Source organism: Streptomyces sp. NPDC051452, assembly GCF_044454765.1.
In the GTDB taxonomy this organism is placed as follows: domain Bacteria; phylum Actinomycetota; class Actinomycetes; order Streptomycetales; family Streptomycetaceae; genus Streptomyces.
This window is the reverse complement of sequence record NZ_JBITEB010000025.1, coordinates 19,100-44,930: the sequence shown is the minus strand read 5'-3', so window position 1 is coordinate 44,930 and position 25,831 is coordinate 19,100. Positions and strand designations below refer to the sequence as shown.

23 protein-coding genes and 7 pseudogenes are annotated in these 25,831 nt (G+C 68.9%); 17 read left to right on the top strand and 13 right to left on the bottom strand.

Annotation, left to right across the window (positions count from 1 at the left end; translation table 11 throughout):
• The first annotated feature begins 174 nt into the window (after positions 1-174).
• Together ACIBA9_RS36320 and ACIBA9_RS36315 are read left to right on the top strand one after the other, a co-directional pair.
• Positions 175-465, top strand: coding sequence for a hypothetical protein (locus tag ACIBA9_RS36320; protein WP_399369806.1), 291 nt, complete (start codon positions 175-177; stop codon positions 463-465).
• 411 nt (positions 466-876) lie between these two features.
• Positions 877-2,709 carry an AMP-dependent synthetase/ligase gene (locus ACIBA9_RS36315; protein ID WP_399369805.1) on the top strand — a complete coding sequence of 611 codons (1,833 nt, stop codon included), beginning with the start codon at positions 877-879 and terminating at the stop codon, positions 2,707-2,709.
• A 354-nt stretch (positions 2,710-3,063) separates the two neighbouring features.
• Here the strand turns inward: ACIBA9_RS36315 and ACIBA9_RS36310 are convergent, their stop codons facing one another.
• Positions 3,064-3,729: a TetR/AcrR family transcriptional regulator gene (locus tag ACIBA9_RS36310; protein ID WP_399369803.1), complete on the bottom strand. Its 666-nt coding sequence runs from the start codon at positions 3,727-3,729 to the stop codon at positions 3,064-3,066.
• Between the two features lie 84 nt (positions 3,730-3,813).
• On the opposite strand from ACIBA9_RS36310, the gene ACIBA9_RS36305 reads away from it, so the two are divergent.
• The 3 genes and pseudogenes from ACIBA9_RS36305 to ACIBA9_RS36295 all read left to right on the top strand — a co-directional run.
• Positions 3,814-4,551, top strand: coding sequence for an SDR family NAD(P)-dependent oxidoreductase (locus tag ACIBA9_RS36305; RefSeq protein ID WP_399369801.1), 738 nt, complete (start codon positions 3,814-3,816; stop codon positions 4,549-4,551).
• Positions 4,552-4,590: 39 nt separating this feature from the next.
• Positions 4,591-4,821 carry a DUF664 domain-containing protein gene (locus ACIBA9_RS36300; RefSeq protein ID WP_399369799.1) on the top strand — a complete coding sequence of 77 codons (231 nt, stop codon included), beginning with the start codon at positions 4,591-4,593 and terminating at the stop codon, positions 4,819-4,821.
• Between the two features lie 7 nt (positions 4,822-4,828).
• A pseudogene (locus ACIBA9_RS36295) lies at positions 4,829-4,912 on the top strand (IS5/IS1182 family transposase); the annotation flags it as partial.
• A gap of 2 nt (positions 4,913-4,914) precedes the next feature.
• On the opposite strand, the pseudogene ACIBA9_RS36290 reads toward ACIBA9_RS36295, so the two are convergent.
• Both ACIBA9_RS36290 and ACIBA9_RS36285 read right to left on the bottom strand, forming a co-directional pair.
• A pseudogene (locus tag ACIBA9_RS36290) lies at positions 4,915-5,532 on the bottom strand (IS5 family transposase); the annotation flags it as partial.
• Between the two features lie 61 nt (positions 5,533-5,593).
• Positions 5,594-5,893, bottom strand: coding sequence for a hypothetical protein (locus ACIBA9_RS36285; RefSeq protein WP_399369797.1), 300 nt, complete (start codon positions 5,891-5,893; stop codon positions 5,594-5,596).
• 1,336 nt (positions 5,894-7,229) lie between these two features.
• Here ACIBA9_RS36285 and ACIBA9_RS36280 point away from each other — a divergent pair.
• From ACIBA9_RS36280 to ACIBA9_RS36265, 4 genes are all read left to right on the top strand, one after another.
• Positions 7,230-7,985 (top strand): (5-formylfuran-3-yl)methyl phosphate synthase, encoded by a 756-nt coding sequence (locus tag ACIBA9_RS36280; RefSeq protein WP_399369795.1) that lies wholly within the window; start codon positions 7,230-7,232, stop codon positions 7,983-7,985.
• Between the two features lie 5 nt (positions 7,986-7,990).
• Positions 7,991-9,394: an aldehyde dehydrogenase family protein gene (locus ACIBA9_RS36275; RefSeq protein ID WP_399369793.1), complete on the top strand. Its 1,404-nt coding sequence runs from the start codon at positions 7,991-7,993 to the stop codon at positions 9,392-9,394.
• A gap of 2 nt (positions 9,395-9,396) precedes the next feature.
• On the top strand, positions 9,397-10,500 hold the full coding sequence (locus ACIBA9_RS36270) for an NAD(P)-dependent alcohol dehydrogenase (RefSeq protein ID WP_399369791.1): 1,104 nt from the start codon (positions 9,397-9,399) through the stop codon (positions 10,498-10,500).
• An 80-nt stretch (positions 10,501-10,580) separates the two neighbouring features.
• A complete protein-coding gene (locus tag ACIBA9_RS36265; protein WP_399369789.1) occupies positions 10,581-11,486 on the top strand; it encodes a class I SAM-dependent methyltransferase in 906 nt (301 codons plus the stop codon).
• A gap of 147 nt (positions 11,487-11,633) precedes the next feature.
• Here ACIBA9_RS36265 and ACIBA9_RS36260 read toward each other — a convergent pair whose 3' ends face one another.
• Both ACIBA9_RS36260 and ACIBA9_RS36255 read right to left on the bottom strand, forming a co-directional pair.
• Complete coding sequence (locus ACIBA9_RS36260) at positions 11,634-12,167, bottom strand: EF-hand domain-containing protein (RefSeq protein ID WP_399369787.1); 534 nt, start codon at positions 12,165-12,167, stop codon at positions 11,634-11,636.
• Between the two features lie 993 nt (positions 12,168-13,160).
• Positions 13,161-13,427 (bottom strand): hypothetical protein, encoded by a 267-nt coding sequence (locus ACIBA9_RS36255; protein ID WP_399369864.1) that lies wholly within the window; start codon positions 13,425-13,427, stop codon positions 13,161-13,163.
• Between the two features lie 374 nt (positions 13,428-13,801).
• Here ACIBA9_RS36255 and ACIBA9_RS36250 point away from each other — a divergent pair, with 374 nt between their 5' ends.
• Positions 13,802-14,005, top strand: coding sequence for a hypothetical protein (locus ACIBA9_RS36250; RefSeq protein WP_399369785.1), 204 nt, complete (start codon positions 13,802-13,804; stop codon positions 14,003-14,005).
• Positions 14,006-14,071: 66 nt separating this feature from the next.
• Here ACIBA9_RS36250 and ACIBA9_RS36245 read toward each other — a convergent pair whose 3' ends face one another.
• From ACIBA9_RS36245 to ACIBA9_RS36215, 7 genes and pseudogenes are all read right to left on the bottom strand, one after another.
• Positions 14,072-14,686, bottom strand: a complete 615-nt coding sequence (locus ACIBA9_RS36245; RefSeq protein ID WP_399369783.1) for a GAF domain-containing protein — start codon at positions 14,684-14,686, stop codon at positions 14,072-14,074.
• Positions 14,649-15,272 carry a GTP-binding protein gene (locus ACIBA9_RS36240; RefSeq protein ID WP_399369781.1) on the bottom strand — a complete coding sequence of 208 codons (624 nt, stop codon included), beginning with the start codon at positions 15,270-15,272 and terminating at the stop codon, positions 14,649-14,651. Before ACIBA9_RS36240 ends, ACIBA9_RS36245 begins: the two co-directional genes overlap by 38 nt.
• Positions 15,250-15,636, bottom strand: a complete 387-nt coding sequence (locus ACIBA9_RS36235; protein WP_399369779.1) for a DUF742 domain-containing protein — start codon at positions 15,634-15,636, stop codon at positions 15,250-15,252. The genes ACIBA9_RS36240 and ACIBA9_RS36235 overlap by 23 nt, the downstream gene beginning before the upstream one ends.
• 3 nt (positions 15,637-15,639) lie before the next feature.
• Positions 15,640-16,032 (bottom strand): roadblock/LC7 domain-containing protein, encoded by a 393-nt coding sequence (locus tag ACIBA9_RS36230; protein ID WP_106960650.1) that lies wholly within the window; start codon positions 16,030-16,032, stop codon positions 15,640-15,642.
• 74 nt (positions 16,033-16,106) lie between these two features.
• Entirely contained in the window at positions 16,107-17,540 is a 1,434-nt protein-coding gene (locus ACIBA9_RS36225; RefSeq protein ID WP_399369777.1) for a sensor histidine kinase, read from the bottom strand.
• Positions 17,541-17,825: 285 nt separating this feature from the next.
• Positions 17,826-18,005, bottom strand: coding sequence for a hypothetical protein (locus tag ACIBA9_RS36220; protein WP_399369775.1), 180 nt, complete (start codon positions 18,003-18,005; stop codon positions 17,826-17,828).
• A 93-nt stretch (positions 18,006-18,098) separates the two neighbouring features.
• A pseudogene (locus ACIBA9_RS36215) lies at positions 18,099-18,239 on the bottom strand (GlcNAc-PI de-N-acetylase); the annotation flags it as partial.
• A gap of 371 nt (positions 18,240-18,610) precedes the next feature.
• Here ACIBA9_RS36215 and ACIBA9_RS36210 point away from each other — a divergent pair.
• Complete coding sequence (locus tag ACIBA9_RS36210; protein ID WP_399369773.1) at positions 18,611-20,083, top strand: sialidase family protein; 1,473 nt, start codon at positions 18,611-18,613, stop codon at positions 20,081-20,083.
• 235 nt (positions 20,084-20,318) lie between these two features.
• Here ACIBA9_RS36210 and ACIBA9_RS36205 read toward each other — a convergent pair.
• Positions 20,319-20,528, bottom strand: a pseudogene (locus ACIBA9_RS36205) (UTRA domain-containing protein); the annotation flags it as partial.
• Positions 20,529-20,556: 28 nt separating this feature from the next.
• On the opposite strand from ACIBA9_RS36205, the pseudogene ACIBA9_RS36200 reads away from it, so the two are divergent.
• From ACIBA9_RS36200 to ACIBA9_RS36175, 6 genes and pseudogenes are all read left to right on the top strand, one after another.
• Positions 20,557-20,795: pseudogene (locus tag ACIBA9_RS36200) on the top strand (lamin tail domain-containing protein); the annotation flags it as partial.
• A 157-nt stretch (positions 20,796-20,952) separates the two neighbouring features.
• The gene (locus ACIBA9_RS36195) at positions 20,953-21,231 is read left to right on the top strand and encodes a hypothetical protein (RefSeq protein WP_399369771.1); all 279 of its coding nucleotides are present in this window, start codon (positions 20,953-20,955) and stop codon (positions 21,229-21,231) included.
• A gap of 872 nt (positions 21,232-22,103) precedes the next feature.
• Positions 22,104-22,328, top strand: a pseudogene (locus tag ACIBA9_RS36190) (transposase); the annotation flags it as partial.
• 170 nt (positions 22,329-22,498) lie between these two features.
• Positions 22,499-23,020: a F0F1 ATP synthase subunit B gene (locus tag ACIBA9_RS36185; protein WP_399369769.1), complete on the top strand. Its 522-nt coding sequence runs from the start codon at positions 22,499-22,501 to the stop codon at positions 23,018-23,020.
• A gap of 142 nt (positions 23,021-23,162) precedes the next feature.
• A pseudogene (locus ACIBA9_RS36180) lies at positions 23,163-24,604 on the top strand (NF041680 family putative transposase).
• Between the two features lie 229 nt (positions 24,605-24,833).
• The gene (locus ACIBA9_RS36175; protein ID WP_399369767.1) at positions 24,834-25,673 is read left to right on the top strand and encodes an SMI1/KNR4 family protein; all 840 of its coding nucleotides are present in this window, start codon (positions 24,834-24,836) and stop codon (positions 25,671-25,673) included.
• Positions 25,674-25,831: the final 158 nt, after the last annotated feature.

Below are 25,831 nucleotides of genomic sequence, written 5' to 3'. Positions count from 1 at the left end.
TGGTGACCTGGTCGATCCAGACTTGGAGCTGGAAGGGGTCCTCGGCGAGTCCTCGTTCGTAGCCGGTGTGTCCGGTCCATGGCTGGGGGGGGGTGCCGTAGAGCAGGTTGCCGACCCAGGCGGTGTAGGCGGCTGAGCCGTTGCAGCGGACGAGCCGGTGAGTTCGAGGTGGTGGTGGGCGCGTCCGACCCCGCGGGCGGCGGCGCGGATTTGGTCAACGGTGGTGCCTTCGTCGGGGCGGATGATCTGCCGTTCGGCGAGGAAGATGACGGCCAGGGGGACCTGCTGGATCACGGAGGCCAGGTCCGGTGGCAGGCCTGTCGCGCCACCCCGCTTGATGCGCTGGACTTCGTCGATGACGAGCGCACCTGTCTGGCGGGCGGTGCTGCGCAGGGAGCCGGCCTACGGGAACAGCTCGCGGGCCGCGTCGTGGTCGCGGAGGGCGTCGAGGAGGTGGGCGCGTAGCGTGCCGGAGGGGGTTAATGAACCGGGGGCGTATCGCGGGGTGGGCGCGCATGAGACGGCCCAGCAACCGCACGGCGAGAGCGGTCTTGCCGCTGCCCGGCCCGCCGTTCACCGTAATCCACGGCAACCAGAGCCCCGGCCGGCACCAGCCACTCCACGTCGCTGACGTTACCGCAACAAACCTGGAGGGGACCCGAGTTGAACAAAGCCGTTCACCTCGCATTTGCCCGGGATCACAGCACCAGTGGTGGGGAGGCCTGAACGGCGTGGAATAAGCCCCGGCACCGGACACCGCGCACCAATGCAACGAGAATTGGCGGCCAGCACCTAGGCTCCCGCGATGACGGCCGGTATGTTGCGCCCCTGCCCGCCGCGAGGCGGGCACGGTGAACGGTTCAACATGGGGGTAGCGTGCGCGACTTCAGTCTTCCGGCACTGGTGGAACCCCTATCGGCGGGAGGCCTTGCGGACTCGGTGTACGAGGTGGCGGAACGCGACCCCAAACTGGAGCAGTTGGCGCGCCGCGACCCCCTGGACGAGCAGAGGTGGTGTGCGGTCACCGCGGCCGAGTTCCGCGACGAGGTCCTGGCGCTGGCCAAGGGGCTGCTGGCCGGCGGGATCCAGTTCGGTCACCGCGTCGCCGTGATGTCCCGCACCCGTTACGAGTGGACGCTCTTCAGCTACGCGTTGTGGTCCATCGGCGCCCAGGTGGTCCCCGTGTACCCCACCTCCTCGTCGGACCAGGTCCGCTGGATCCTGTCGGACGCGCAGGTGGTGGCCGTCGTGGTGGAACACGAGGACCATGCCATGACCGTGGGGGCGGTCTGCGACCAGCTGCCGCTGCTGAGGGCGATATGGCAACTGGACGCGAACTGCGTCCGGTGGCTGGCGGACGCGGGCCGGGGCATCCCCGACGAGGTGGTGCACCAGCACCGCAGGGCAGTGCAGCCGGGCTCGGTCGCCACCATCGCCTACACCTCCGGCACCACCGGCCCCCACCCCAAGGGCTGCCTGATCACCCACGCCGGTGCCGCGGCCGAATGCGACACCCTGAACGCGGGCTGGCGGGAGGTCCTCGCCGAGCCCGGTGAGCAGCCGGCCGTTCTGGCCTTCCTGCCCCTCTCCCACATCTACGGCCTGATGGTGCAGGTCCTCTGCATGCGCGGCGGCATCCGGCTGGGGCATCAGCCGGACCTGTCTCCCGCCGCGCTGCTGCCCGCCCTGGCATCGTTCCGGCCGACGTACGTCTTTGCCGTGCCGTACATCTTCGAGAAGATCTTCCATTCCGCCAGGCGTTCGGCCGAAGCAGCCGGCCGGGAGGCGCTCTTCGACCGGGCCGTGGACGTCGCGGTGCGCTACGCCGAGGAAGTGGAGCGCCGGGACAGGGGCGAGGGTTCGGGGCCAGGACCGCTGCTGAAGGCCTCGCACAGCGTCTTCGACCGTCTGGTGTACGGGCGGCTGCGGGCCGTCCTCGGCGGCCGGGTCCGGTACGCCACCTCCGGCGGGTCGAATCTCGACCGGGAACTCGGCCTGTTCTTCGCCGGGGCCGGGGTCACCATCCACGACGGATACGGGCTCACCGAGACGACCGCCGCCGTCACCAGCCAGCCTCCGGGCCGGCCCCGCTTCGGGACCGTCGGCAGACCCCTGCCAGGCTGCTCCGTCCACGTGGCACGGGACGGGGAGGTCTGGGTCCGCGGGGACGTCGTCTTCGCCGGCTACCTCGGCGATCCGGCGGCCACCGGGTCGGTGCTGCGCGACGGGTGGTTCGCGACGGGCGACGTGGGCAGGCTGGACGACGACGGCTTCCTGGTCATCACCGGACGCAAGAAGGACATCCTCATCACCAGTGGCGGCAAGAGCGTCAATCCCCGGGTGCTCGAGGAGCGGCTGCTGAGACATCCCCTGATCTCCCAGTGCCTCGTCGTAGGCGACAACCGTCCCTTCATCGCGGCGCTGATCACCCTGGATCCCGAGGCGTCCCAGCACTGGTACCGGCTTCGCGCACAGCAGCACGCCCGGACCGGGGAGGCGCCGATCAACGAGGAACTGCGTGGCGAGATCCAGCGGGCCGTGACGATGGCGAACGCGGCGGTCTCCCAGGCGGAGGCGATCCGCGCGTTCCGGATCATCCCGAACGAGTTCAGCACGGCCGACGGCCTCATGACGCCATCGCTGAAGCTGCGTCGCGCCGCGATCGTGCAGGCGTACGCGGCCGACATCGAAGCGCTCTACGGCTCCTGAGGCCCCCTCACCGGCGGTCGGACCGCCCCTCGGCGCCGGCGTCACAAGGGGTCCGGGTCGGCCGAGCCGATCCGGAGGAGCCGACGCTGGCCGCGCCTCTCCGGGCCGGACCGCCCCGCTCCGACGGCCGGTGAGCAGCCGGGGCAGCCCGGGGGGCCGGTTGAACAGCCAGGGTGCCCGCCTACGTCAAAGGACCACATTCACCTCGGTCGGTCGTTCCCAACTGCCCCTCATCGGTTCCTCGGTGAAGCGACCGAAGCGCTTGCGCTGCTCCTCGCTCACAAAGTTGGCGGGTACGCGCACGCTCCCTCAGGTCATCGGCAGTCGCGCGCGAGCTAGGCACTGTCCGGCGGATCACGTGGCCGTGATGGCACCAAGTTGGTTCTCGCGGGCCGGACTGCACCCGGTTGCGAGGCGTTTTCGCCCCTCGGGCATGGGCAGGACCGCCAGTGCGGTGTCTGCGATGTTCCGCAGCGTCTCCGGGTCCAGGCCGGCCTTGCCTACCGCCTCGATACCGCGGACCACCGTCAACAGCAGTGCCGCCAACCGCTCCGGATCCGCAGCGCTATCGATGTCCCCGTGGCGCTGGGCGGCGCTGATCTCCGTCCGCAGCAGGGTCAGCAGTGCCGTCATGGTCTCGGCCGACCGTCCGGCGACCGTCGGATCGTGCTGGGCCAGTTCCGCCGCGCCCTTGGCCAACAGGCACCCGCGGCGCTCGGTGTCGGAGGCGGTGTTCTCCGCCATTAGATGCACGTATCCCGACAGCCGGGCCAAGGCCTCTGCGTCCGGGCCACCTGCCAGCCGCCCTTCGGCCACCTCAACGACTGCGGTGCACCAGTCGCCAAACACGCGGTGGAACAGCTTGCCCTTGTCGCCGAATGCGCCGTACAGGCTGCCCTTGCCCAGGCCGGTCGCCTGGGCGATGTCGTCCATCCGGGTTCCTGCATAGCCGGTCGCCCAGAACTGTTCCCGGGCTTGCTCCAGGACTTGGCGTTCGTCGAATGCGCGTGGTCTCGGCATGGTTTCAGCCTAACCATTCTTGACTCGATCGTCCATTACTGCCTACGTTATGGACGATCCATTCCACAACTGAAGGGGTTCGACATGCCAGGCGTGCTGCAGGAGAAGGTGGCTGTGATCACCGGAGGAACCAGCGGGATCGGGCTGGCCATCGCCCACCGCTTCGTCCGGGAGGGCGCACGGGTCTTCGTGACCGGCCGGGACACCGACCGCCTCGAAGCGGCAGTCAAGGAGATGGGCCCTGCGGTCACCGGCGTACGATCCGACGTCTCGGTCCTGACCGACCTGGACGCGCTCTACGCGCGAGTCCGCGAGGAGGCCGGACGCATCGACGTGCTGGTGGCCAACGCGGGAATCGTCGCGGACGCCTCGCTCGGCGCCCACATCGAGGCGAACGTCGACCTGACACTCGCCGTCAACGTCAAGGGCCCACTATTCACCGTCCAAAAGGCGCTTCCGCTGCTGGCGGAGAACGCCTCCATCCTGGTCATCGGCTCGAGCAACAGCGTGCGCCCCAATGAGCATCTCGAGGTCTACAGCGCCTCGAAGGCAGCGTTGAGCAACCTCGTGCACAACTGGGCCCGGCAATCGCGAGAGCGTCGATTCCGGGTCAACGTCCTCAGCCCGGGACCCACGCGGACCCCTGCCCTGCTGCGCGCCGTGGGCCAGGACGCCGACCGGTTCGCCGAGGCCGTCGTGCCACTGGGGCGGCTGGCCGACGCCGAGGAAATCGCCGAGGCCGCCCTCTTCCTGGCCTCGGACGCCTCGTCGTTCGTCACCGGCGCCGAACTCTTCGCCGACGGCGGCTACACCCGGGCCTGAACGACGGCCGGTGGTGCGCATCCGGTTCCCGCGAAGCCGATGGGGCGCACTCCCCGCCGCGCGTGTGCGTCGTACGAGGCCAGTGCGCCCGAAGCAACGAGATTCGTGGCCGCGGCCTCTTGGGATGACGTCGGCCGCCACCCCGGCTGCCGCTCCGGCAACGCCAACCTCCGCTGGATGCTCATCCATCTCGTCGAGGAGACCGGACGGCACGCGGGGCATGCGTCCATCGTGAGAGAACTGCTTGACGGGGCGAAGGGGTACCACTAGGTCTCCGATCTACAAACGCAGGAACGAGGTGGAGCGGACGATCAATGCCCTCAAGAGCTTCCGGGCTGTGGCGACGAGGTTCGACAAACGCGTCCTGTCGAAGCCAGCGGGCCGACCGCCCCTGCTGCCTTTGTGCTGTCGGTTGGCCCGCTGGTTCTTCGGTTCGGGGATCGTGTGCTTGATCTGGCGTCGCCGCAGGTAGCGACGGCTGCGACGGGATGAGTAAGCCTTGTCTCCGCCGAGGTGGCCAGGCCGAGTCCGCGGTCGCCCGCCCTCCCGGCGGGCGACACGGACACGCTCCATGACCGGGATGAGCTGCGGAGCGTCGCCCCACTGCCCCGGGGGGGATCAGCAAGGCGAGTGGGCGGCGTCCGCCCTCACCGGCAAGGTGGATCTTGCAGGTCAGGCCGCCCCGTGAGCGTCCCAGGCCCTCATCGGGGTGGTGCTGCAGGGGCGTGTGTCTTTTCCCGGAAGCCGCGGGGGTTTCTTGTGTGCTCCCGCGGCGTGTTGGTGGGCCCGGCAGGAGGTGGAGTCCACGCTCACCATGGACCAGTCGATGCGGCCTTCCGCGTCAGCATCGGCGAGGACAGCCGCGAAGAGCTTGTCCCATGTGCCATCTGCTGACCAGCGCCGATGCCGCTCGTACACGGTCTTCCACCGACCGAAACGCGCAGGCAGATCCCGCCACGGTACCCCGGTGCGCTGCCGGAACGAACCAAGGCCGGGGCAGTCACAAGATCCGCCGGACACGGCCTAGACACCTGGTGCTGCTTCAGGCCCGCGTTGGGTCTTTGATGAACCGGTGGGGATGGGCCGCCTGGACGTACTTCATCGCCGTATCGGGGGCGATCCCGAAGACGCGCATGAGGTGAACGGGGTCGGCGGTCTCGTGTGCTTCGTCGAGAATCCGGTCGATCCTCAACTTCTGTGGCTGAAGGCCAAGTTGAGTAGAGATCGGTTGGATGCCGTATTTGGCAACGGGCGACCCTTCTGAGTCGAGGGGCGGTGACATACTCGTCGACCAGATGCTCTCCGCCTTCCCGGGACGCCAGCGCCGCATCATCATCTCCATCACGCTGAACCGTCAGCCGGTGCTCAGATCGCGTCTCTCACGGATGCGCTCGACGGCGTCGAGGACCTCTGCCATCTCGGGAATGAGTGGTCGGCGATCCGCTGGGCATGCTCGCGGGTGAACGTCCGAGGCAGCCCGGGAAGCAAGGCCAACTGCCCAGCCACCTGGGGCGGACAGACCCGGGGGTCGTCTTGTAGGCCCCAGGCGCCACGGCCGTAGCGCCGCTTCCAGGCATCGGCGGGCGGCAGCTCGACCGGCTGTCGCCGCTTCCGGCAGACGTACCCGTTCGGGTTCGGAATACCCGGCAGCCGCAAGGACAGCTGCAGGTCACGGACTGGACCGGGCTGGTGCCGAACCGCGCTGCGAGTCCACTCAAGATCGGGCAGCAGTCGGATCTCGACCGTGCAGGGACGACAGATTCCGTCCTGGTCGACCTCCGCCCGGTGCCGACAACGGCGACAAACACCGTCCCCGCCGCCGCGAGGAGTCCAGTTGATGCAGACGGTGCAGCTGCCCACGGGCCTCGACGGACCCCAGCCGTGGCAGCGATAACACTCGCCGATCCTCGTCTCACTCGGGTCCATCAGTTCGGCGGCAGCCTCGCCGGCCGATGCCGCCGCTGCGGGGGACCGGCCGGGCAGTGGAAGCCGCCTATCGCAGCGGCGCGGTGCCCTTCGGCCGTCCGTCCGTGTCGCATGACGACGTGAAGCACGCCCGCGCAGCTCTGCAACGGGCACAGACCCGCTTCACGACCTGGGCATCAGCCGCCCGAATACCATCTGCGCACTCAAAGCCCTCGACGGCGCAACGCATCACGCACCTTCTGAGTCCGAGGCGCCGGCCGCACGCGCTGCCCGGATCGGCAGCAGTCCCGGGAACACTCCCCGATCCCGCCGGGGAACAGGTTCGTCAAGTCCACCATTCCTCCGCGCAAGCACCCCAACCGGGCCTACGCCCAGCCTGACCGGCCAGAGGCGTCGGCGCCCCTTCTGGTCTGGTCGCCGGTCGCGGTGCTACTGCAGCCGCACTGCGCGTGTCCTGCCCTGGCGATACCTGCGCACCCGGTGCGAACTCGTTCCCGGGTGCGCAGGGCTGCATCCCTCAGCGGGCCTACGCGGGTGCCGCGAGGTATTCGCCGACCGGACGAATCGCTGCTTGCCGATCGCTTTGCCCGGTATGCACGGCGCACCATTCGTGGACATGAGCACCCGTGACTACTGTGTGCGCCCTCCCGATTCCCAAGGGTGACGGAAATGATGAGCGCACCGTACGCGAGCCAGGTGTACCGCGGTGCCCTGTCCCTCGGCCGGGCGGACTGGCGGCGAAGGAGGTCAGGGTGTTGCTTCTCATCTCCCCGGACGGTGTCGAGGAGGCTCTCGATTGTGCGAAGGCGGCGGAGCATCTCGACATCGTCGACGTCAAGAAGCCTGATGAGGGCTCTCTCGGCGCGAACTTCCCCTGGGTCATCAGGGAGATCCGCGATGCTGTCCCGGCGGACAAGCCGGTGTCCGCGACCGTGGGGGATGTCCCGTACAAACCCGGCACGGTGGCTCAGGCTGCGCTCGGCGCGGTCGTCTCGGGGGCCACGTACATCAAGGTCGGCCTCTACGGCTGCACGACGCCCGATCAGGGCATCGAGGTCATGCGCGCGGTCGTCCGGGCGGTGAAGGACCACCGCCCCGAAGCGCTCGTCGTCGCCTCCGGTTACGCCGACGCCCACCGCATCGGCTGTGTCAACCCACTCGCCGTGCCCGACATCGCCGCCCGCTCCGGCGCCGACGCGGCCATGCTGGACACGGCGATCAAGGACGGGACGCGGCTGTTCGACCACCTTCCACCGGACGTCTGCGCCGAGTTTGTCCGGCTGGCCCACGCTTCCGGTCGCCTCGCCGCCCTCGCGGGCAGCGTCAAGCAGGCCGACCTCGGTCCGCTGACCCGCATCGGCACGGACATTGTGGGCGTGCGCGGAGCGGTCTGTGAGGGCGGCGACCGCAATGCCGGAAGGATTCAGCCGCATCTCGTGGCCGCCTTCCGGGCGGAGATGGACCGGCAGGCCCGGGAGCACGCGGCCGGCGTCCCCTCCGTCAACTGACCGGCATGGCGACATCCGAGTCCGATCGCGTTCCCGGACGCCGACCCGCGCGTTTCGCCGTCATCGACCCGGCCACCGGCGAGACCTTCGACGAGGCTCCCGACCAGCAGCCGGACGAGTTGGACGCCGTGATCGACCGGGCCCATCGGGCATGGCACGCCTGGCGCGCCGACCCTGCCGCCCGCACCACCGCGTTACGCGCAGCGGCCGACGCCGTGGAGGCGGCCGGAGACGAACTTGCCCGGTTGCTCACCCGGGAACAGGGCAAGCCCCTGGCCGAGTCGTACGCGGAGATCGCCCGTACGGCGGCCCGCCTGCGCTACTTCGCAGACCTGGCCCCCAAAGCTCGCCGGATCACCGACGGTCGGCCGGTGCGCAGCGAGATCCGCTGGCGTCCGCTCGGACCCGTAGCCGCGATCGTGCCGTGGAACTTTCCCCTCCAGCTCGCGGCGTCGAAGTTCGCGCCCGCGCTCGCGGCCGGCAACACCATGGTCCTCAAACCGTCCCCGTTCACCCCCCTCGCCACCCGACTGCTCGGCTCCGTCCTCGCCACCGCCCTGCCCGAGGACGTCCTGACTGTCGTCACCGGCCGCGAACCGCTCGGCGCCCGCCTCGCCTCCCACCCGGGCATCCGCCACGTCACCTTCACGGGCTCGGTACCCACCGGGCGGGCCGTCGCCGAAGCGGCGGCGGCCACCCTCGCCCGGGTCACCCTGGAACTGGGCGGCAACGACGCCGCCGTCCTGCTGGACGACATCGACGTCGACCGGATCGCGGACCGGCTGTTCTGGGCCGCGTTCCGCAACTGCGGGCAGGTCTGCATGGCGGTCAAACGCGTCTACGCCCCGGCCCGGCTCCACTCCGAGGTCGTCGAAGCACTCGCCCAGCGCGCGAAGACCGTCACCGTCGGGGCCGGCCTCGACCCGAACACCCTGCTGGGCCCCGTGAACAACGCCCCCCAGCTGGCCCGGGTCGAGCAGGCCACGAAGCAGGCCCTGGCAGACGGAGCCCGGGCGGCGGCCGGCGGCCACCGGCTGGACGGGCCGGGCTACTTCTTCGCTCCCACGATCCTCACCGATGTCCCGCCCGACAGCCCGGTGGTGACCGAGGAGCAATTCGGCCCCGTCCTGCCGGTCCTGCCGTACCGGAGCCTCGACGAAGCCGTCGACGCTGCCAACGGCACCGGCTTCGGACTGGGCGGCTCCGTATGGGGCACCGACCTCGACCGGGCCGAGGCGGTGGCCGACCGGCTCGAATGCGGCACGGCGTGGATCAACCACCACGCCGAACTGTCCCTCTCCCAGCCCTTCGCAGGCGTCAAGAACAGCGGTGTCGGCGTCGCCGGCGGGCCGTGGGGGCTCTACGGCAACCTTCGGCCGTTCGTCGTCCACCGCCCGCAGGAGGCATGACGATGAGGTACCAAGCGGCCGTACTGCGCTCGTACGACGGCCCGTTCACGGTCGAGGACGTGGCCCTGCGCACAGAACCCGGCGCCGGCGAAATCTTGGTCGAGATCGCGGGCTGCGGGATGTGCCGGACCGATCTCGCAGTCCGGCGATCGGCGGGCCGCAGCCCACTGCCGGCGGTGCTCGGCCACGAGGGGGCCGGCGTCGTGGTGCGGACGGGCGGCGGCCCGGACACCGCGATCGGCGTCGGCGACCACGTCGTGCTGAGCTTCGACTCCTGCGGGCACTGCCGCAACTGCCGCGGCGCGGCCCCCGCCTACTGCGACTCCTTCGCCTCCCTCAACCTCTTCGGAGGACGCAAGGACGCGCCGCAGCTCACCGACGCAACCGGGGGAGCGCTGGCCCCTCGCTGGTTCGGCCAGTCCTCGTTCGCCCAGTACGCGCTCATCCACGCCCGCAACGCCGTCCGGGTCGACCCGGCACTGCCCGTCGAGCTGCTCGGGCCGCTCGGCTGCGGCTTCCTCACCGGCGCCGGAGCCGTGCTGAACACCTTCGGCGCCGGCCCCGGCGACACCCTCGCTGTCTTCGGCGCGGGAGCGGTGGGCCTGGCCGCGGTGATGGCAGCCACCGCCGCCGGCGCGGTGACCGTGGCCGTCGACCGGCATCCCGGGCGGCTGACCCTGGCCAAACGGTTCGGCGCGATCCCGCTGCCCGCCGAAGGGGCCGGACTGCCCCAGCGAATCCGGCGGCTGACCGACGGCGGCGCGCAGTACGCACTGGACACCACGGCATCGACCCCGCTCATCAACGACGCGCTCCGGGCACTGCGCCCCACCGGCAGCCTCGGCCTGGTGGCACGGCTGAACACCGCGCTGCCGCTCGACCCTGGCACGCTGGACCGAGGCCGCAGCATCCGCCACATCTGCGAAGGGGACGCCGTTCCCGGACTGCTGATACCCCGGCTGATCGGGCTGTGGCCGGCCGGACGCTTCCCCTTCGACCAGCTGATCCGCACCTACCCACTGGCCGACATCAACGAGGCCGAACGCGACTGCGCCGCAGGCGGCGTGGTCAAACCCGTTTTGCTTCCGGAGGGAAGAAGCCGATGAGCGAGGCAGGCAGCACCGCAGACTCACCGCATCCGACAAGCAGGCACCTCGCCCTCCCCACTTCCGCCAACGGAGGAAACATGGTCGGCACCGCGCCGCAGCACACGGACGGGGAAGGCGTGGACGCAGGCGTGGGACTGACCGCCCTCCTGGTTGCCGCGGCACGGGCGATCGAGACCCACCGCCACGACAGCCTGGCCCAGGACGTCTACGCGGAACATTTCGTGCGCGCCGCTCCGGCGTGCGCGAACTGGCCGGTGCGCATCCAGCAGGTCCCGGACGGGGACGGCAACCCGCTATGGGGACGGTTCGCACGCTACTTCGGCCTGAGGACCAGGGTTCTTGACGACTTCCTCCTCCAGTCGGTCCGTACGAACGCCCGCCAAGTGGTCCTGCTGGGCGCGGGGTTGGATGCCCGCGCCTTCCGGCTGGACTGGCCGTCCGACTGCGTGGTCTTCGAGATCGACAGAGCGGGCGTGCTGGCGTTCAAGCACCAGGTGCTCACCGACCTGTCGGCCACCCCGAAAGTGAAGCGCGTCCCCGTTACCGTCGACCTGCGGGCCGACTGGGTCACCGCGCTGACCACCGCCGGCTTCGACCCGGCCGCACCGAGTGTCTGGCTGGCCGAGGGACTGCTCTTCTACCTGCCGGGCCCCGCCGAGAGGTACCTCATCGACACCGTGGACAGTCTGACTACCGCAGGCAGCGCACTGGCCTTCGAGGCGAAGCTGGAAGAGGACCTCCAGGCATACCGCGACAGCCCGATCTACACGGCGACGCGAGACGAGATCGGCATCGACCTGCTCAGCCTCTTCGACAAGGGAGCACGACCCGACTCCGTCGGCGACCTGGCGGCCAGGGGCTGGTCCACCTCAATGCACACGCCATTCGACTTCACCCGCCGGCACCGACGTGGCCCCCTGCCTGAGCCGAACGATGCGTTGGAGGGAAACCGGTGGGTCTTCGCGCACAAGCCCTCGCCCTGACGCCCGCGATCGTACGACGACGTCTTCACGGAGGCTGAGGGCGGGGCCTGGCCGCAGGTCCCGCCTGGCGGGAGACATTTCACGCGGCGGCAGTTCGAGGCACATCAACGGCACCCCTACCGCCAGGGAAGCCGCTCGCGGGCCGTCTCAGGCGGCCGGGGCCACCACCAGATGGTCGCCCGGGATCCCGGCCATGTCCGGCGCGTAGTAGTCCTTGATACCGATGGCCCACGTATCCACGGTGATGCGGTCCTCGGAGTCCGGACCGAAGGCGTCGAACAGGGCGTGGATGTGCGCCTCCTCGAAGCCGATCGCCGTCATCAGCGATACGAAGAGCGGGCGCTCGATGAGGCCGTCCCCGTCGGGGTCGCCGAGCGCCGAGAGGGCCTCGGCGAACTCGGCGATCGTGGGACCGAAACGCTCGGGGTCGAGCACGAACGGGCGGAACTCCTCCAGAGTGATCACACCGTCACCGTTGGCGTCCAGTTCAGTGGCCAGCGTCGTCCAGTAGCGGCGGAACGCGGCCCGGATGGCGGCCTTGGCGCCGTCGTCCGAAGCGGCCGCCGCCTCCACAACACGGCCCGTCATCAGATCGAAGTCGTCGGAGTCGATGACTCCGTTGCCGTTGGCGTCGAAGAGGGAGAAGACCAGCTCGGCCCGCTTGGCGGCCTCGTCTCGCATTTCCATCACCTGTCTTCTGCGACCCGGCGATTCCGGGCCTGGGCCAATGAGGGCCTCTACTCGACCGTGTCGGGACCACGAACATTCCCTGCCAGCGGCACTGACGCAAGCAACCAGACCACCACGTCGGTGGCCTGCACTGCCCTTCCCAACCCAGACGTGTATCGGCCAAGACCTATGGAACCGCCATGACGAGCCTCAAGGTCTCGATCTTCGCTTCTGGTGGTGTAACGGCTGCTGAATGAGCGTGCGTGACAAGTCGGATGCCTCGTCTGCGATAACCAGACCGCCTCGATCGATCCGATTCCCAGCTCATCCGACCCCGTTGCTGACGACTCCCGCGTGTTCGGTCACTGTGACCGGGCCTTACTTGGCGGTTGAACAATTGAGTGGGCCGTCGATGAGCAGAGCGTCAGCGGGGCCTCCGGCTAGCGGTGGGCGAACAGGGCTTCGCATCGCAGGTCGAGGCTCGTACGGCCTGCCGGTGAGGTCAGTCATCAAGCCCGTCAGGAGGGGAGCGTCTGCTGCTCCACAAGCGGTCCACCGCGCCTCGGAGGACGAAGTGGTAGGCCATCGGTTCACCGGGAAGCTTCAGCGCCTCCCGCACCCGGGTGACCAAGTCCGCTCCGCTCGCCTCCACCGGCACATGCCGTCTGGCCGGCGTCGCTGACGTAGTGCTCTCAGGATGGCGGCATGAGGACCTGGTTCCGCACTTACTAGGAGGACGAAGATCTGTGGCTGTATTTCGAGGCCGATGACGAAGGCTGGGCAACGCGACGGGTTGAGGTCCGAGGGCAAGTCTCGCGGTGGGTGACGGCGGCCTCGTTGGAGGAGGTGCTGCACTTGCGTGATCATGCAGATCTCGCGGCGATGTTCCGGTAGGTTCTCGCTGAAGGCCCCAGGGACGGCTGGCAGGACCAGCCCGAGGCGGCCGAGATCTCCGCAGAGGGGTTCGAGCGGCTGTGGGCTGAAGCGTGGCGGAGGCTTGGCGATTCAGCCTGACCTGGCGGGTTGGGGTTCGTAGAAGTTCCGTCGCGATCGGTGAATTCGGCGTCCGCGCCGAAGGCGGCGATCTCGCGTACGTCGAGTTGTTCGCCCCAGGCGAGTTCGCGTTCCCCGACCGCGTCCGACTCGACCATGACGCGGACCCGCGGCGGCGGCGCGTACGGCGTCGGTGAGCACGGTGACGGTGGTGTACGGCGGCGGAGGCTTGCTGGTGCCATCCGGGCCGCCGAGCCGGATGACGGCGTGGAAGTGGATCAGGCCGCGCTGTTGGTACTCGGCGACCTCGGCGAAGGAGACCCTCTGGGGCTCGTAAAGTCACCGCCGCAGGTTAGGACGGTAGAGCGGTCCCGGCTGGGACCATGCCCGCCGTGATCCTCTCGATGCTTGATCGCCAGCCCGGTCCGCCACGAGCCCGCTGACCGGTTCTGGCTGGCCGCACTCTCCAGCCTGATACCCCGGCGCCGCTGGCGCGAGGTCTTCGCGGTCACTCCCGGTACCCTGCTGGCCTGGCACCGCAGGTTCATCGCCGCAAAGCGGGACTACAGCGCCCAACGCGGCCGCACCGGACGCCCGCCCACCAGGGCAGCGCTCAAAAAGCTGATCCTGCAGCTCGCTCGAGAGAACGCGGGGTGGGGACACAGGCCCAGCGGCGGACGGTGTTCTGCCCGGAGGGGAAGGTCGCCATCGGCGGGGGAGCGGAGGCACAGGGCCAGGACGCGATCCTCGTCGGCTCGTTCCCGACCGATGACGGGCGCGGCTGGATCGGCCTCGGCCGGCAGATGCGGTACAGCGACGTCGGTATCTCGGTGTACGCGATCTGCGCGAACCGCTGATCTCCTGCCCCTTCCGCTGCTCCAGGTCACCCGCTTCGGCGCCGCGTGCGCGTCCGGCAGTGCCGGTCAGCCGCGGTGGTTCGCCGACTCCTCCAGTCGCTCGACCAGTTCGGCAGCCATGGCCTTGATGGTTTCCAGCCCTTCGCGCCCCCACGGCTGTGGGTCCTGGTCGACCACGCAGATGGTGCCCAGCACCACGCCGGTGCTGTCTATCAGCGGTGCGCCCAGGTAGGAGTGAACGCCGATCGCGTCAACCACCGGGTTGCCGGCGAACCGGGGGAAGTCCCGGATGTCCTCCAGCACCAGCGCCCGGCGGCGCTTGACCACGTGCGGGCAGATGCCCATGTCGATGTCGCGGGGCATGACGCGGCCGGCCACCGGTTCCTCCAGCAACGGCGGCCCCACATGAGCCGTGGTGTCCTGCGCGGCGCTGTACAACCCCGCGAAGTACTGGCGGTCTGCGTCGAGGAAGAAGTTGACCCCGGCGTAGCAGCCGCCGGTGCGTTGTGCCAGCTCCCGTGCGAAGGCGTCGAGTTCGGCGTCCGGACGGGCATCGATGCCCAGCTCGCGCAGCCGCTCGGAACGGGCGCGCACCTCCTGGTCCTCCGGGGGGAGGAGCAGATGGCGCAGGGCGATCTGGGACTCAGGCCCGGACGGTGGGTTGATCTGTGTCGCTGCCATGGGAACTCCTTGTCGTCATCAGATGCTGAACCAGATCGAGAAGCACGCGTATGCCCGACCTCTGGACGCGGGCGTCGCACAACACCACCGGCACCTCCTGCCTGAGGTCGAGCGCGGTCCGCACCTCTTCCCCGCGGTAGCGGTGAGCCCCGTCGAACTCGTTCACGGCGACGACGAAAGGGATGCCGCGCCGCTCGAAGAAGTCCACCGCCGCGAAGGAGTGCTCCAGCCTGCGGGTGTCGGCGAGCACCACCGCCCCGAGCGCTCCCTCGGAGAGTTCGTCCCACATGAACCAGAAGCGCTCCTGCCCAGGCGTGCCGAACAGGTACAGGACGTGGGACTGACTGAGCGTGATCCGGCCGAAGTCCAAGGCCACCGTGGTGGTGGCCTTGTTCTCCACTCCGTCCAGCCGGTCCGTGGCCGCGCTGACGGCGGTCAGCATCTCCTCGGTGCTCAGCGGCTCGATCTCGCTGAGCGCGTTGACGAAGGTGGTCTTTCCCACGCCGAACCCGCCGGCGATCAGCACCTTGACGCCCATCGGCAGGACGTCAGCGGGCAGCGGGTCACAGTCGTTTGAGGAGGCCATCGCGTATCGCTTCCAGGAGGTCTCGATCAGGTCGTGCGGAGTGGTCCGTGGGCGCCGGGCGCGTATCACCTGCGACCACCGCGCCTCCCTCGGCCAGATCGGACAGCAGTACCTTGACCACGGCGGCGGGCACCTGCATCCGGGCCGCGACCTCGGCAACGCTCACGGGCTGTTCGCACAGCGCCAGCACCTGCGCGTGCTCCAGGCCGAAAACGCCCTGCGTCTGGGCGCCGGTGGCCCGCACCGTGGTCACCAGTGTGAAATGGGACGTGGCCCTGGTCCGGCCGTCGCTCACCGTGTAGGGACGGACCAGCCGCCCGGCCGCTTTGTCGAGCTGCGGTCCGTCTGGGAGGACCGGCGTCATCGGTCACCCCACCGGGTGCCGGGGCGGTGTGGCCAGGTGCGGACGCACGCTCTTCACCATCATGCCCATCTCGTAGCCCAGTACCGCCGCGTCCGCATCGCGTCCGGCCAGCACCGCCAGCACCGCGCCGTGCCCGGCGGACGAAACGAACAGCAGCGAGGTGCTGAGCTCCGTCACGATCTGTCGCACGTCACCGCCGTCGTCGAAGTGCCGGCCCGCGCTGCGCGCCAACGAGTACAGCCCACTGGCGAGCGCGGCCAGCTGGTCCGCGGCGTCCTTGTCGAGCCCCTCCGCTGCCTTCACCAGCCCGTCCGAGGACAGCAACAACGCGCTTCGGGTGTGCGGCACCCGGTTCACCAGACCCGTCAACAGCCAGGAAAGGTCTTCGCTCGCCACGATCGTGTACTCCTCTTCGGCAGAAGGAAACGTTTCGCTGTACGGACCCTGGGCCTTCATGGCGGCTACGGCCATCAGGGCGTCTCCGCTTCCTCGGCCCTGCGTAGTCCGGTCTGGAATGCGGCCATGAGGCCGGGGTCGTGTTCGATGTCCTCGGCAGCACCGGCGCCGCCGACCGGTTGCGGCACTTCGGCGGCGTGGTCCTGACGGCGGCGCTGAGGCAGCCGCGGGCGGTCGTCCTCGCCGTCGGAGGTGGCCGGGGCGGGCCCGGATGCGGAATCTGACACGCTCGGCTCCGCGACGACGGTCGTCTCCGTGGCCGGGAGGTCCACTGCCTCGGTCTCCGTCCGGTCGTGCGGCTCCGCCTGGGGAACCGGGACGGTGTGGGGCTCCGGCGCGGAAGCTGCCGGCTGCGGGCCGAGCAGTGCCTCGGGCAGCACCATGACGGCCTGTGTGCCGCCGTAGACGTTGCTCTGCAACTGCACGGCGATGTCGTGTCGCTTAGCCAGGACGGAGACCACGTACAGGCCGATCCGGCCGTCTTGCAGCAGTTCGCCCAGCGCAACCTTGTCGGGTGCGCTCAAGACGGTGTTCATCTGACCGCGCTCGGCCGGGGACATGCCCAGGCCCCGGTCCTCGACCTCGATCGCCACCCCCGCGGCGACGGGCTCCACCCGTACGTGCACGGTGGTCTGAGGCGGTGAGAAGACCGTCGCGTTCTCCAGCAGCTCGGCCAGCAGATGGACGACGTCTACCACGGCGTGGCCGCTGACCGTTCCCTCGACGGGCGGGACCAGCTTGACCCGGGCGTACTGGTCGATCTCGGCGACGGCGGAACGCAGTACGTCGGTCAGGCTGACGGGGCGGCTCCACTGGCGGTGGGTGTTCGCGCCGCCGAGCACGGCCAGGTTCTCGGCGTAGCGGCGGATCCGGGTGGACAGGTGGTCCACCCGGAACAGCCCCTTGAGCAGGTCGGGGTCCTCGACCTCGTTCTCCAGGTCGTCCAGCAGACCGATCTCGCGGTGCACCAGGGACTCCAGACGGCGCGCCAGGTTTGCGAACACCTCGAACTGCTCCAGCCGGGAGTGGTGTTCCGCGCCGATCGCGGAGGCGGCGGTCTCCAGCAGGGCTGCCTTCGCCTCGTGCCGGGCCACGGCGATCTCGAATCCGAGGCGGGAGAGTTCGTCCGGGCCGGTCCGCGGCGGGAGTTCCGGCCGGCCCTGCACAGGGCGCTCCCCGGCCCGCAGCCGACGGCACAGCGATTCCAGTTCGGCTCTGCCCTCGGCTGTGGCGCGGGTCAACTCGGTCACCTCGGCATGGTTGCGGTCGGCTGCGCGGGACAGCTCCGCCCAGTGCTCGGTGACTGCTCGCGCTTCCGCCGAAGCCCGCATGCCCGCGATCGTGGCCGCCACGGTCCCGATGAGCACAACGCCGCCGAACACAGCGCCCTGGTACGCCTGGTCCAGGTGGCCATCGCCGACCAGCGCGGTGGCCACCGCACCCGTCACGGCCACAACGCTCGGCGGCAGCACGGACGACAGCACCAGACGCCGTCTCAAGGACCCGGCCGACGACTCGGCCCTCACACGGGGCCTCACGGGCGACGCCGGCAGGTCGTCCGGCGGCACGGAAGGATCAGGCATAACAGTCCCCGGACAGTGCGATGATCAGGCCGAGCCCGCACGTTATCGCGCAGCAGGACCCCGGTGTCAGCCCCTGGCGCGTACAGAAATCGAACCGTTGTACTTTGAACGTTGTATGAAGTGCCCGTCCCGGACCTGCGCCGGCCCTCTTTACGGGACGACATCCTCCTCGACTGCCGGCAGTGCGGCGTCGCCGTCGTCGTGCCGGGTGGGGGAGTTGCGGCCCGTCCACAGCCGCTGCACGCTGGCGGTCGGCAGGCTGTAGCGGTCCGCGGCCCGGTTGATCAGTGATGAGGTCAGTTCCCCGGCCGGCGTCAAGAAGTCCTGCACCGGCTGCCCGGCGTACGGCTGGGAGAGCTCCCATCCGCCGAAGCGGTAGATCTCGCACCCCGCGAGCCGCAGCCGGTGGATCCGGGGGCGTCAATTGGTCTGCCAGCCCATCAACCCGGAGTCGGCGTAGTCCCGCATCTCCAGATGACTGACTCTCAGGACTTCGCAGCTCGCCTCGAGTTCTCGACGCCGCATCAAGGCGACGGCCGCCGGATCGTGCCCGGGATGCCCCGGCCCCTGACTCATCCCCACCGTGGATGAGGTCCAGCAGGTCATCCCGCTCCAGCCTGTCCGAGTCAAGGCCGAACCCGCTGGCATCGTCAACCGGCACGCGGCCCACGGCCCTCTCCGGGGACCTACGAGACGGCGCCGTAACAGCACGATCAAGGAGCCAACCGGCACGGGGCCCGCCGGTCGGCTCCGCCATGCTCCTCGACGACCCGGGGATGACTCCGTCGTTCGGCCCATCAAGGGCACCGGCTGCAACGCCGAAAAGGACCAAGCGGAGTCGCCCCACCCTCGCGTTCCGGTACGCCTCCGCGCCCCAGGCCGCTCCGATGACGGCGGTCCCGTACCCCGGCCGGCAGGCCCGGAGGAGATCCCGCATGCGCGTCTTCCTGTCCCTGACCGCCGTCACCACCGCCGCGCTCCTGCTCGGCACGGTCACCGGCGCGACTCCCGCCGCAGCAGACCGGAACCCCTACGGCACACCACTGGTCAAGGTGTCCCACGGCGACCCGTACGCGAAGTGCACCATCGGAGCGAGGTCCCCCGACAGCATCGTCTACCCGGCAACCGAGGTCGAACCGTACCTGTCCGTCGATCCGCGCGACCCCAAGCGCGTGGTCACCGTGTTCCAGCAGGACCGCTGGAACGACGGCGGCGCCCGTGGCCTGGCGGCCGGCTGGACCACGGACGGTCACACCTTCCACCGGAGCACGCTGCCGTTCAGCCTGTGCGCCCCCGGCGGCGCGGACTACGAACGGGCCTCCGACCCCTGGGTGAGCACCGGACCGGACGGCACAATCTACGCCGGCGGGGAGGGCGTCGACTTCACGAAGAGCACGCGCAGCGCCCTCCTGGCAGTCACGTCCCGTGACGGCGGCCGCACTTGGCGGAACCTCACCACCACGCACGTCGACGAGCAGCCGTTTTTCAACGACAAGCCCTCACTCACCGCCGACCCGATCCGCAAGGGCACCGCCTACCAGGTCTGGAACCGCCTCGACAACGACCCACCCGGCCCCAGCTCCCTCGACGGTCCCGGCTACATCTCCCTCACCCGCGACGGCGGCCGCACCTGGAGCAAGGGCCGGCCGTTCGTCGACACCAGCACCGTGCCCAACACCCAGACCATCGGCCATCTGATCGTCGCCGACCGGTGCACCGGCAACCTGTACGACTTCTTCGACCGAATCACCTACTCCGACGACCTGAGCACCGTCGTCGAAGCTCGCTATGAGGTGGTCACCTCGACCGACGCCGGAGAGACCTGGAGCGCCCCGGTCACCGTGGCCCGGGACACGTCCGTACCGGAGGTCGACCCGAACGACCCCACCAAACTGCTGCGCGCCTCGGCCACCCTGCCGAGCCCGGCCGTTGACCCCAAGACAGGCACGCTGTACATGGCCTACGAGGGCTCGGACTTCTCCGGTGGAAGGTTCGACTCCGTCCAGCTGGTGCGGTCCACCGACGGTGGACGCAGCTGGGGGGCCCCGGAGCTGATCAGCCCCAAGGGTGTTCCGGCCTTCTCACCATCGATCGCGGTCGCCGAGCGGGGCACGGTCGCGCTCACTTACTACGACCTGCGCTTCCTCAAGCCCGGCAACACCAGCACCCTGCCTACCGCCTACCAACTGGCCACGCTGCAGCACGGAAACCCGAAGCTCCGGACCGAACGACGGATCTCGCGGGTCTTCGACTGGCTGCAGGCGCCGTTCGCTGGGGGCTACTTCCTCGGCGACTACCAAGGCCTGGTGGCAGACCACAACGGAGTACGGGCGGTGCTCACCGAGACCCACTCCGGCGCACCACAGAACCGTACGGACGTGTACACCAGCAGTCTCCGCACTCCCTGACCGACGCGGACGCCATCGGCCGGCCCGACCGCCGACGACTGCAGACAGGCCTCGGACCCATTCCGTGACCACGTTGGGCGGGGAGGTTTGGCCGCGTCCCGCCCCGGCGGGGCGGGCCTGCTGCTCTGGGGTCGCGTGGTTTTCCCGGTCTGTCGGGCACGGAAGGGGCACGCGTGGGGCACGCCTGAGACCTGACATTCGAAGATCCAACACGCCGCCGGTCGCCCGCACACGAACGGTTGTTCGGGATCTCATAGACGATCTCGCAATGAGCGACGGGCATCACGATGTCCGCCGTCTCCACGGGCCGCCCCTGGTCGCTGGAGGACGTCCGCCAGATGTGCGTGACGAGCGCGGCCTTCTGGATGCCGAGCAGTGATGCCTCCTCGGCAGTCGCCTGCCTTGGCTCCGGCTGCTCCACGGCATGGCTGACTGGGACCCCGATTTACGGCCACCAACTCCACCCGCCGGGCGTCAACCTCGACGGCTGGACGCTGGCCGACGAGGACGGCCACACCTACACCTTCGACCACTACCGCCTGGCCGGGGCACCACCGTGCGCGTCCACACCGGTATCGGCCGCGACACCCGCACCGACCTCTTCCAGGACCGCCGCGCCTACGTGTGGAACAACGACCACGACACCGCGACCCTGCGCAACGACCACGGCCGCTTCATCGACGACGCCTCCTGGAGCCACCACCGCCACTGACATGAACCGGTCAGCCAGCGCTCCAGTGGCGCCGGCCGGTCGGCCGAGTACGGAGGCGGGCTGGCCTCGTGCGCGGCTCGCCTCCGGCGTCCCTACCCCGGCCGCAGTGGTGCGCTTACGCGGGTGCTGTCATGAGCCCGGCCCTTGGAGCGATCACATGTCCGCTGGCACGCAGGCGGCCTTTACCGCCGGCGACGTCACCTACCTGCTCACCGCCGACACCGTCCGGGCCGCCGCCGCCTGCCTGGCGCCCGCCGACTCAGCCGATCCCCATCTCAACCGCAGCTGGTACGGCCTCGTCGGCACCCACCTGTACTACGTGGTCGACCTGGTCGAAGAAGCCACCGGCGCCAGGGATGTGAAGGTGAAGACGGCCCGTCTGAGCCTCGCCGAACTAAGGTTTCCCGTCTTCGCCCTGCCTGGAACACGCTGCTGACCCAGGGCCACCCCGGACGCACCGGCTGACTACTCCCCGGCATCAGCCGCCGAACGAACCCGGCGTCTACCCGGGAGTCAGCACCGCATCAGCCCGGACCACCCTGCCGAGAAGCGGGCCCGGGCCTCTGCCTGTTACCCCTCGGGCCGGTCAGGCGCCCCAGGGGGTGCTGTTGTTGCGCAGACTGTGGGTGGTGTCGTTGAGCTGGTAGGAGCGCAGGTCGCCGATGGTGCCGCCCTCTCGTCCGACACAGACGTGCCGCCCGAAGTAGTTGTCCTTCTGGTAGATGCGCGGCGGCCGCCAAGATGATCAAGGCAGGTCAGGAACGCTCCCTGCGGCAAGCACCCCAGGAGTTCGATCTGGCGCAGACCGTCCTCACTCTGGGTGAACAAACCCCTGGCCTCTTGCGAGATGCCCCAGAAATCGCACTCGTCCTCGTCGCTTGTCAAGGCGTACTTACACTCTTCTCCTGCGCTACCCGCTACGGCCACAACACCTCCTGAGCCGATGAGCCTGCAGAGGGATCGATCAGGCGGAGATCAACCGGCCGACAGGACAACCTGACGTTCGAAAACACCCACTGAGAGGTCGTTTCCATCTGTCTCGAATAGGTATGGGGCGATTCTCGGGGTGCGGGGTGGCGGTGCGGAAGGGGCTGTGCGTGTGGTCGGGTCCTGTAGGCCCTGCGGGGTGACGGGCGGGGCGGGATGCGACTCGTTCCTGTCTCATCCCAGGATGCCCTGTCTTCGTGGCCGTGTGCTTCGGGCGCCGTTGCTTCGCGCCTGGCAACCCCCCCGATCCGCGGCGATACGCCCATAACATGCCGTCGCGACGTTCCGTATCCGAGTGATCTGTCCGATGCCCGCTGAGAGTTGATCGAGCCGGCACTCTCGGCCTGGCGCTTCGAGCGCCGGGGCAGGGCTCTGGACTTCGGCCGGCCGCCCGAGCACGACCTGCGCGACATCATGGACGCGGTCTTGTATGTGGACCGCACCGGGATCCAGTGGCGCTATCTCCCGCACGATTTCCCGCACTGGAACACGGTCTACGGCTACTTCGCCAAGTGGCAGCAGGAAGGCGTGTTCGCCCATCTCAACGGATAGCTGAGGTCGGGCGATCATCTGCCATGAGCGCGCGACCTCCACATGGCTAGAGCGGACGTGGCGCTACGTCACCGTTTGGATCAAGCGAGCCGCCCAACAGGGCTTATACAAAGTGGCTTTGGCACACCGGCGAACCGAGATCCGTGGTCTTGTAGGCTCCGGCCATGGACATAGGACCCCTTGAACCCCATGGTGGCGAACTCGTAACTGGGCTCGTCTGTTTCGGTGTTGTATTCGGCGTGTTCGCAAAGTTCCTCCTTCCTCGCATCGAGCAGGTCATGGCGGAACGCGACGACGCCATCATCGGTACCCGTGAGCGTGCTACAGCCACCCGGCGTGAAGCCGACGGCATCCATGCCGAGTACAAAGCGCAACTCGCTGAGGCCTACCGAGAGCTCGCTGCAACTCGCCAAGAGGCCCGAGAGCAGGGAGCCGCGATCATCGTCGCCGCACGAGAAGAAGGACAGCGGCAGCGGGATGCCCTGGTGACGGACGCGCATGCCCAGCTCAACGTGGACAGGGCCCTCGCCGCAGCCGCTTTGAACGAGAACGTCAGGTATCTCGCCGTGGAGCTTGCGAGCCGAATCGTCGGAGAGCCCCTTGACGTCTTCGCCTACCACAGCGACGTCATTGACCGGTTCTTCGATGAGCTGGCCGCAGAAGATTCCAAAGGCACCGCGGCCTGAACTTGGCTTGTTCTGCTTCTCCGGTCTCGAACGGTGTCTCGAACTGGGTCGCTCACCTGAGGATTCACCGGACGTGGGGGCGGCCTTCGTCTGATCCCGTGCTCCGACCAAGGTGCACGTGACCAAGACGAAGGCCGTGAGGGTGAGTCTGCTGCCTGATGCTGTCCGGAGGGATGCGTTCGCGAAAGCGTCATGCTTCCGGGGAGAGTTCCACGAGTGTCTGACCGCTCGGCGCGACGAGTTGTTCGAACTCACCGACGCGGTGCTGTGTGCGGAAGGGGCGGTGAAGTCCCCGGTGGATCTGACGCTGCTGCCCGAGCATCGTCGTGGGCATGGAGCGATGTACGGTGGTCTGAACCACGGCCGGATCGACATCGGCCGGCTGCGGACCGTGCTGGCCGGGGTGTCGCTGCCGCGTTTCGACGGTGGGCGCCTGGTCCTTGCCGTCGATGTCTCACCGTGGCTCCGCTCGGATGCGCCGTGCTCGGCCGAGCGGCTGTTCTGCCACGTATAGGGCCGCGCGAAGACGGCGTCGCAGTTCGTCCCGGGCTGGCCCTACTCCTTTGTGGCCGTGCTGGAGCCGGGCGCCACGTCCTGGACCGCGATCCTGGACGCGGTCCGGCTCGGCCCGGCGGATGACGCGACCGCCATCACCGCCGCCCAGTTGCGGGGCGTCGTGGAGCGGCTCGTCACCGCGCGCCAGTGGCAGACCGGGACCCGCATATCGTGATCGTCAGCGACGCCGGCTACGACGTGACTCGCCTGGCCTGGGTCCTGCGTGACCAGCCCGTCGAACTGTTCGGCAGAGTGCGGTCCGACCGGGTCATGCAGTTGCCGAAGCCGTCCCGCCAGCCGGGGACGAACGGCCGGCCACCCAAGCACGGCCCGGAATTCCGCTTCGCCAAGTCGGAGACCTGGCCCGATCCCGCGATCACCACGGTCACGGACACCATCAACTAAGGCAAGGCCGAAACCCAGGCATGGGACCGGGTCCACCCCCGGCTCACCCACCGCTCCTCATGGCTCGACCACGACGGCGAACTGCCCTTGTTTGAGGGCACGTTGATTCGGCTGACGGTCGAGCACCTGCCGAAGGAGCGGGACGCCCCGCCGGTGTGGTTATGGTCCTCGAAGACCGGTGCGACCCCGGACGACGTAGACCGTTTCTGGCGGGCATATCTCCGCCGCTTCGACCTGGATCACACCTTCCGCTTCGCGAAACAGACCCTCGGCTGGACCACCCCGAAACTCCGTACTCCCGAGGCTGCGGACCGCTGGACCTGGCTCCTGATCGTCGCTCACACCGAGCTCCGGCTCGCCCGGCCACTCGCCGAAGACCTCCGCCGGCCCTGGGAGAAGCCCGCGACCCTCTATCGGCTCACCCCGGCCTGGGTCCGACGGGGGTTCGGGAACATCCGCGCCCACCTCGCCTGCCCGACCCGTGTTCCCAAACCCAGAGGCGCAGGCCCCGGCCGGCCACCTGGCGCCAAGAACAAACACCGGGCACCCCGCTACGACGTCGGCAAGACCGTCAAACGCCCCGAGACCCTCAAGGCCATCGGCAAGCCTGGAAGATCTTGGTAGATAAAGAACAAGCTGACCTGCAGCGACGACTTTCCGAGCCCCACAGGGGCGAGACATACCGCCCCACGACGCTCAGGGTCAGCAGGGACGTCACGATCGAGATCAGCGCGGTCATGCCCCACGAGGGCATCCAGTCAGGCATGGCGAGATCGTGGCGGTGCCCCCTGGGGGCAGAGAAGCAGCCGGACAAATTCATCACGACCGCTGCCCCCTCGATAGCCTCACCCGCATGAAGACGATCGACGACCTGGTCGCCCTGGTGCCACCACCGACGCATCCCATCGACGCGAGCGGCGACTGGAAGCAGATCGAGGACGCCCTCGGCCTGGAACTCCCCGCCGACTTCAAGGCCCTCATCGGTTCCTACGGCTTGGGTCAGTTCGTCGACTTCATCACCCCCCTCACACCGTTCGGTAGCCGCAACCTCCTGCTCCAGTCCGCGCAGCAGCTGCTGGAGAGCGAACGACCGTTCCGTGAGGCGAACCCGGAAAAGTGCCCCTACCCCTACTATCCGGAGGCCGGTGGCCTGCTGGAATGGGCTGGAACCGACAACGGTGACCGGCTCTGTTGGGTAACCGGCGGGCACCCGGACGCCTGGACCGTCGTCGCATGGAACCCGCGCGGGTGGTACTACGACGCCCACGAGACCGGCGCGGTCGGCTTTCTATACGGCTGGCTGAGCGGTCGGCTCAACACCACCGTCTTCCCTGCGAACGAGCACGTCACGACACCATGGTTCGAACCGTTCCGCGAGCTCAACCACGTCTACATCAAGCTCACCGACAGCCAAAAGACCTACCCCGAGCGCCTTCGGCTCCTCAGGGAAGCCCTCTCCCCGACGGCCGACCGAGGTGGCTACGCGGGAGGGGATGGCCGCCAGGACCACTTCGACGCCACCGAGCTCGGTTGGAGACTCACCTACGAGACGGCCTACAACCACCAAATCCGCATCGCCTTCCCACCCGAAGACGAAGACCAAGTTCGCTCCACCCTGCTTGCCGCTGTCCACAGCATGGGCTGCAACGTGCTGTCCACGACGACGCACCGAGGCCAGCCTGTCTGGGACTGACCACGTCACGCCGCCCAAACTCAGCGGAATCCTCTGCGTCGAGAACCGATGACAGGCACGACCTGCGAGGATCGGACACAGTTCTCTGGAACACGCTCAGAGGACATAAGCGCGGAACGCCGAAGCACTGCAGATCACGTGGATGCCGGCATCGGGGA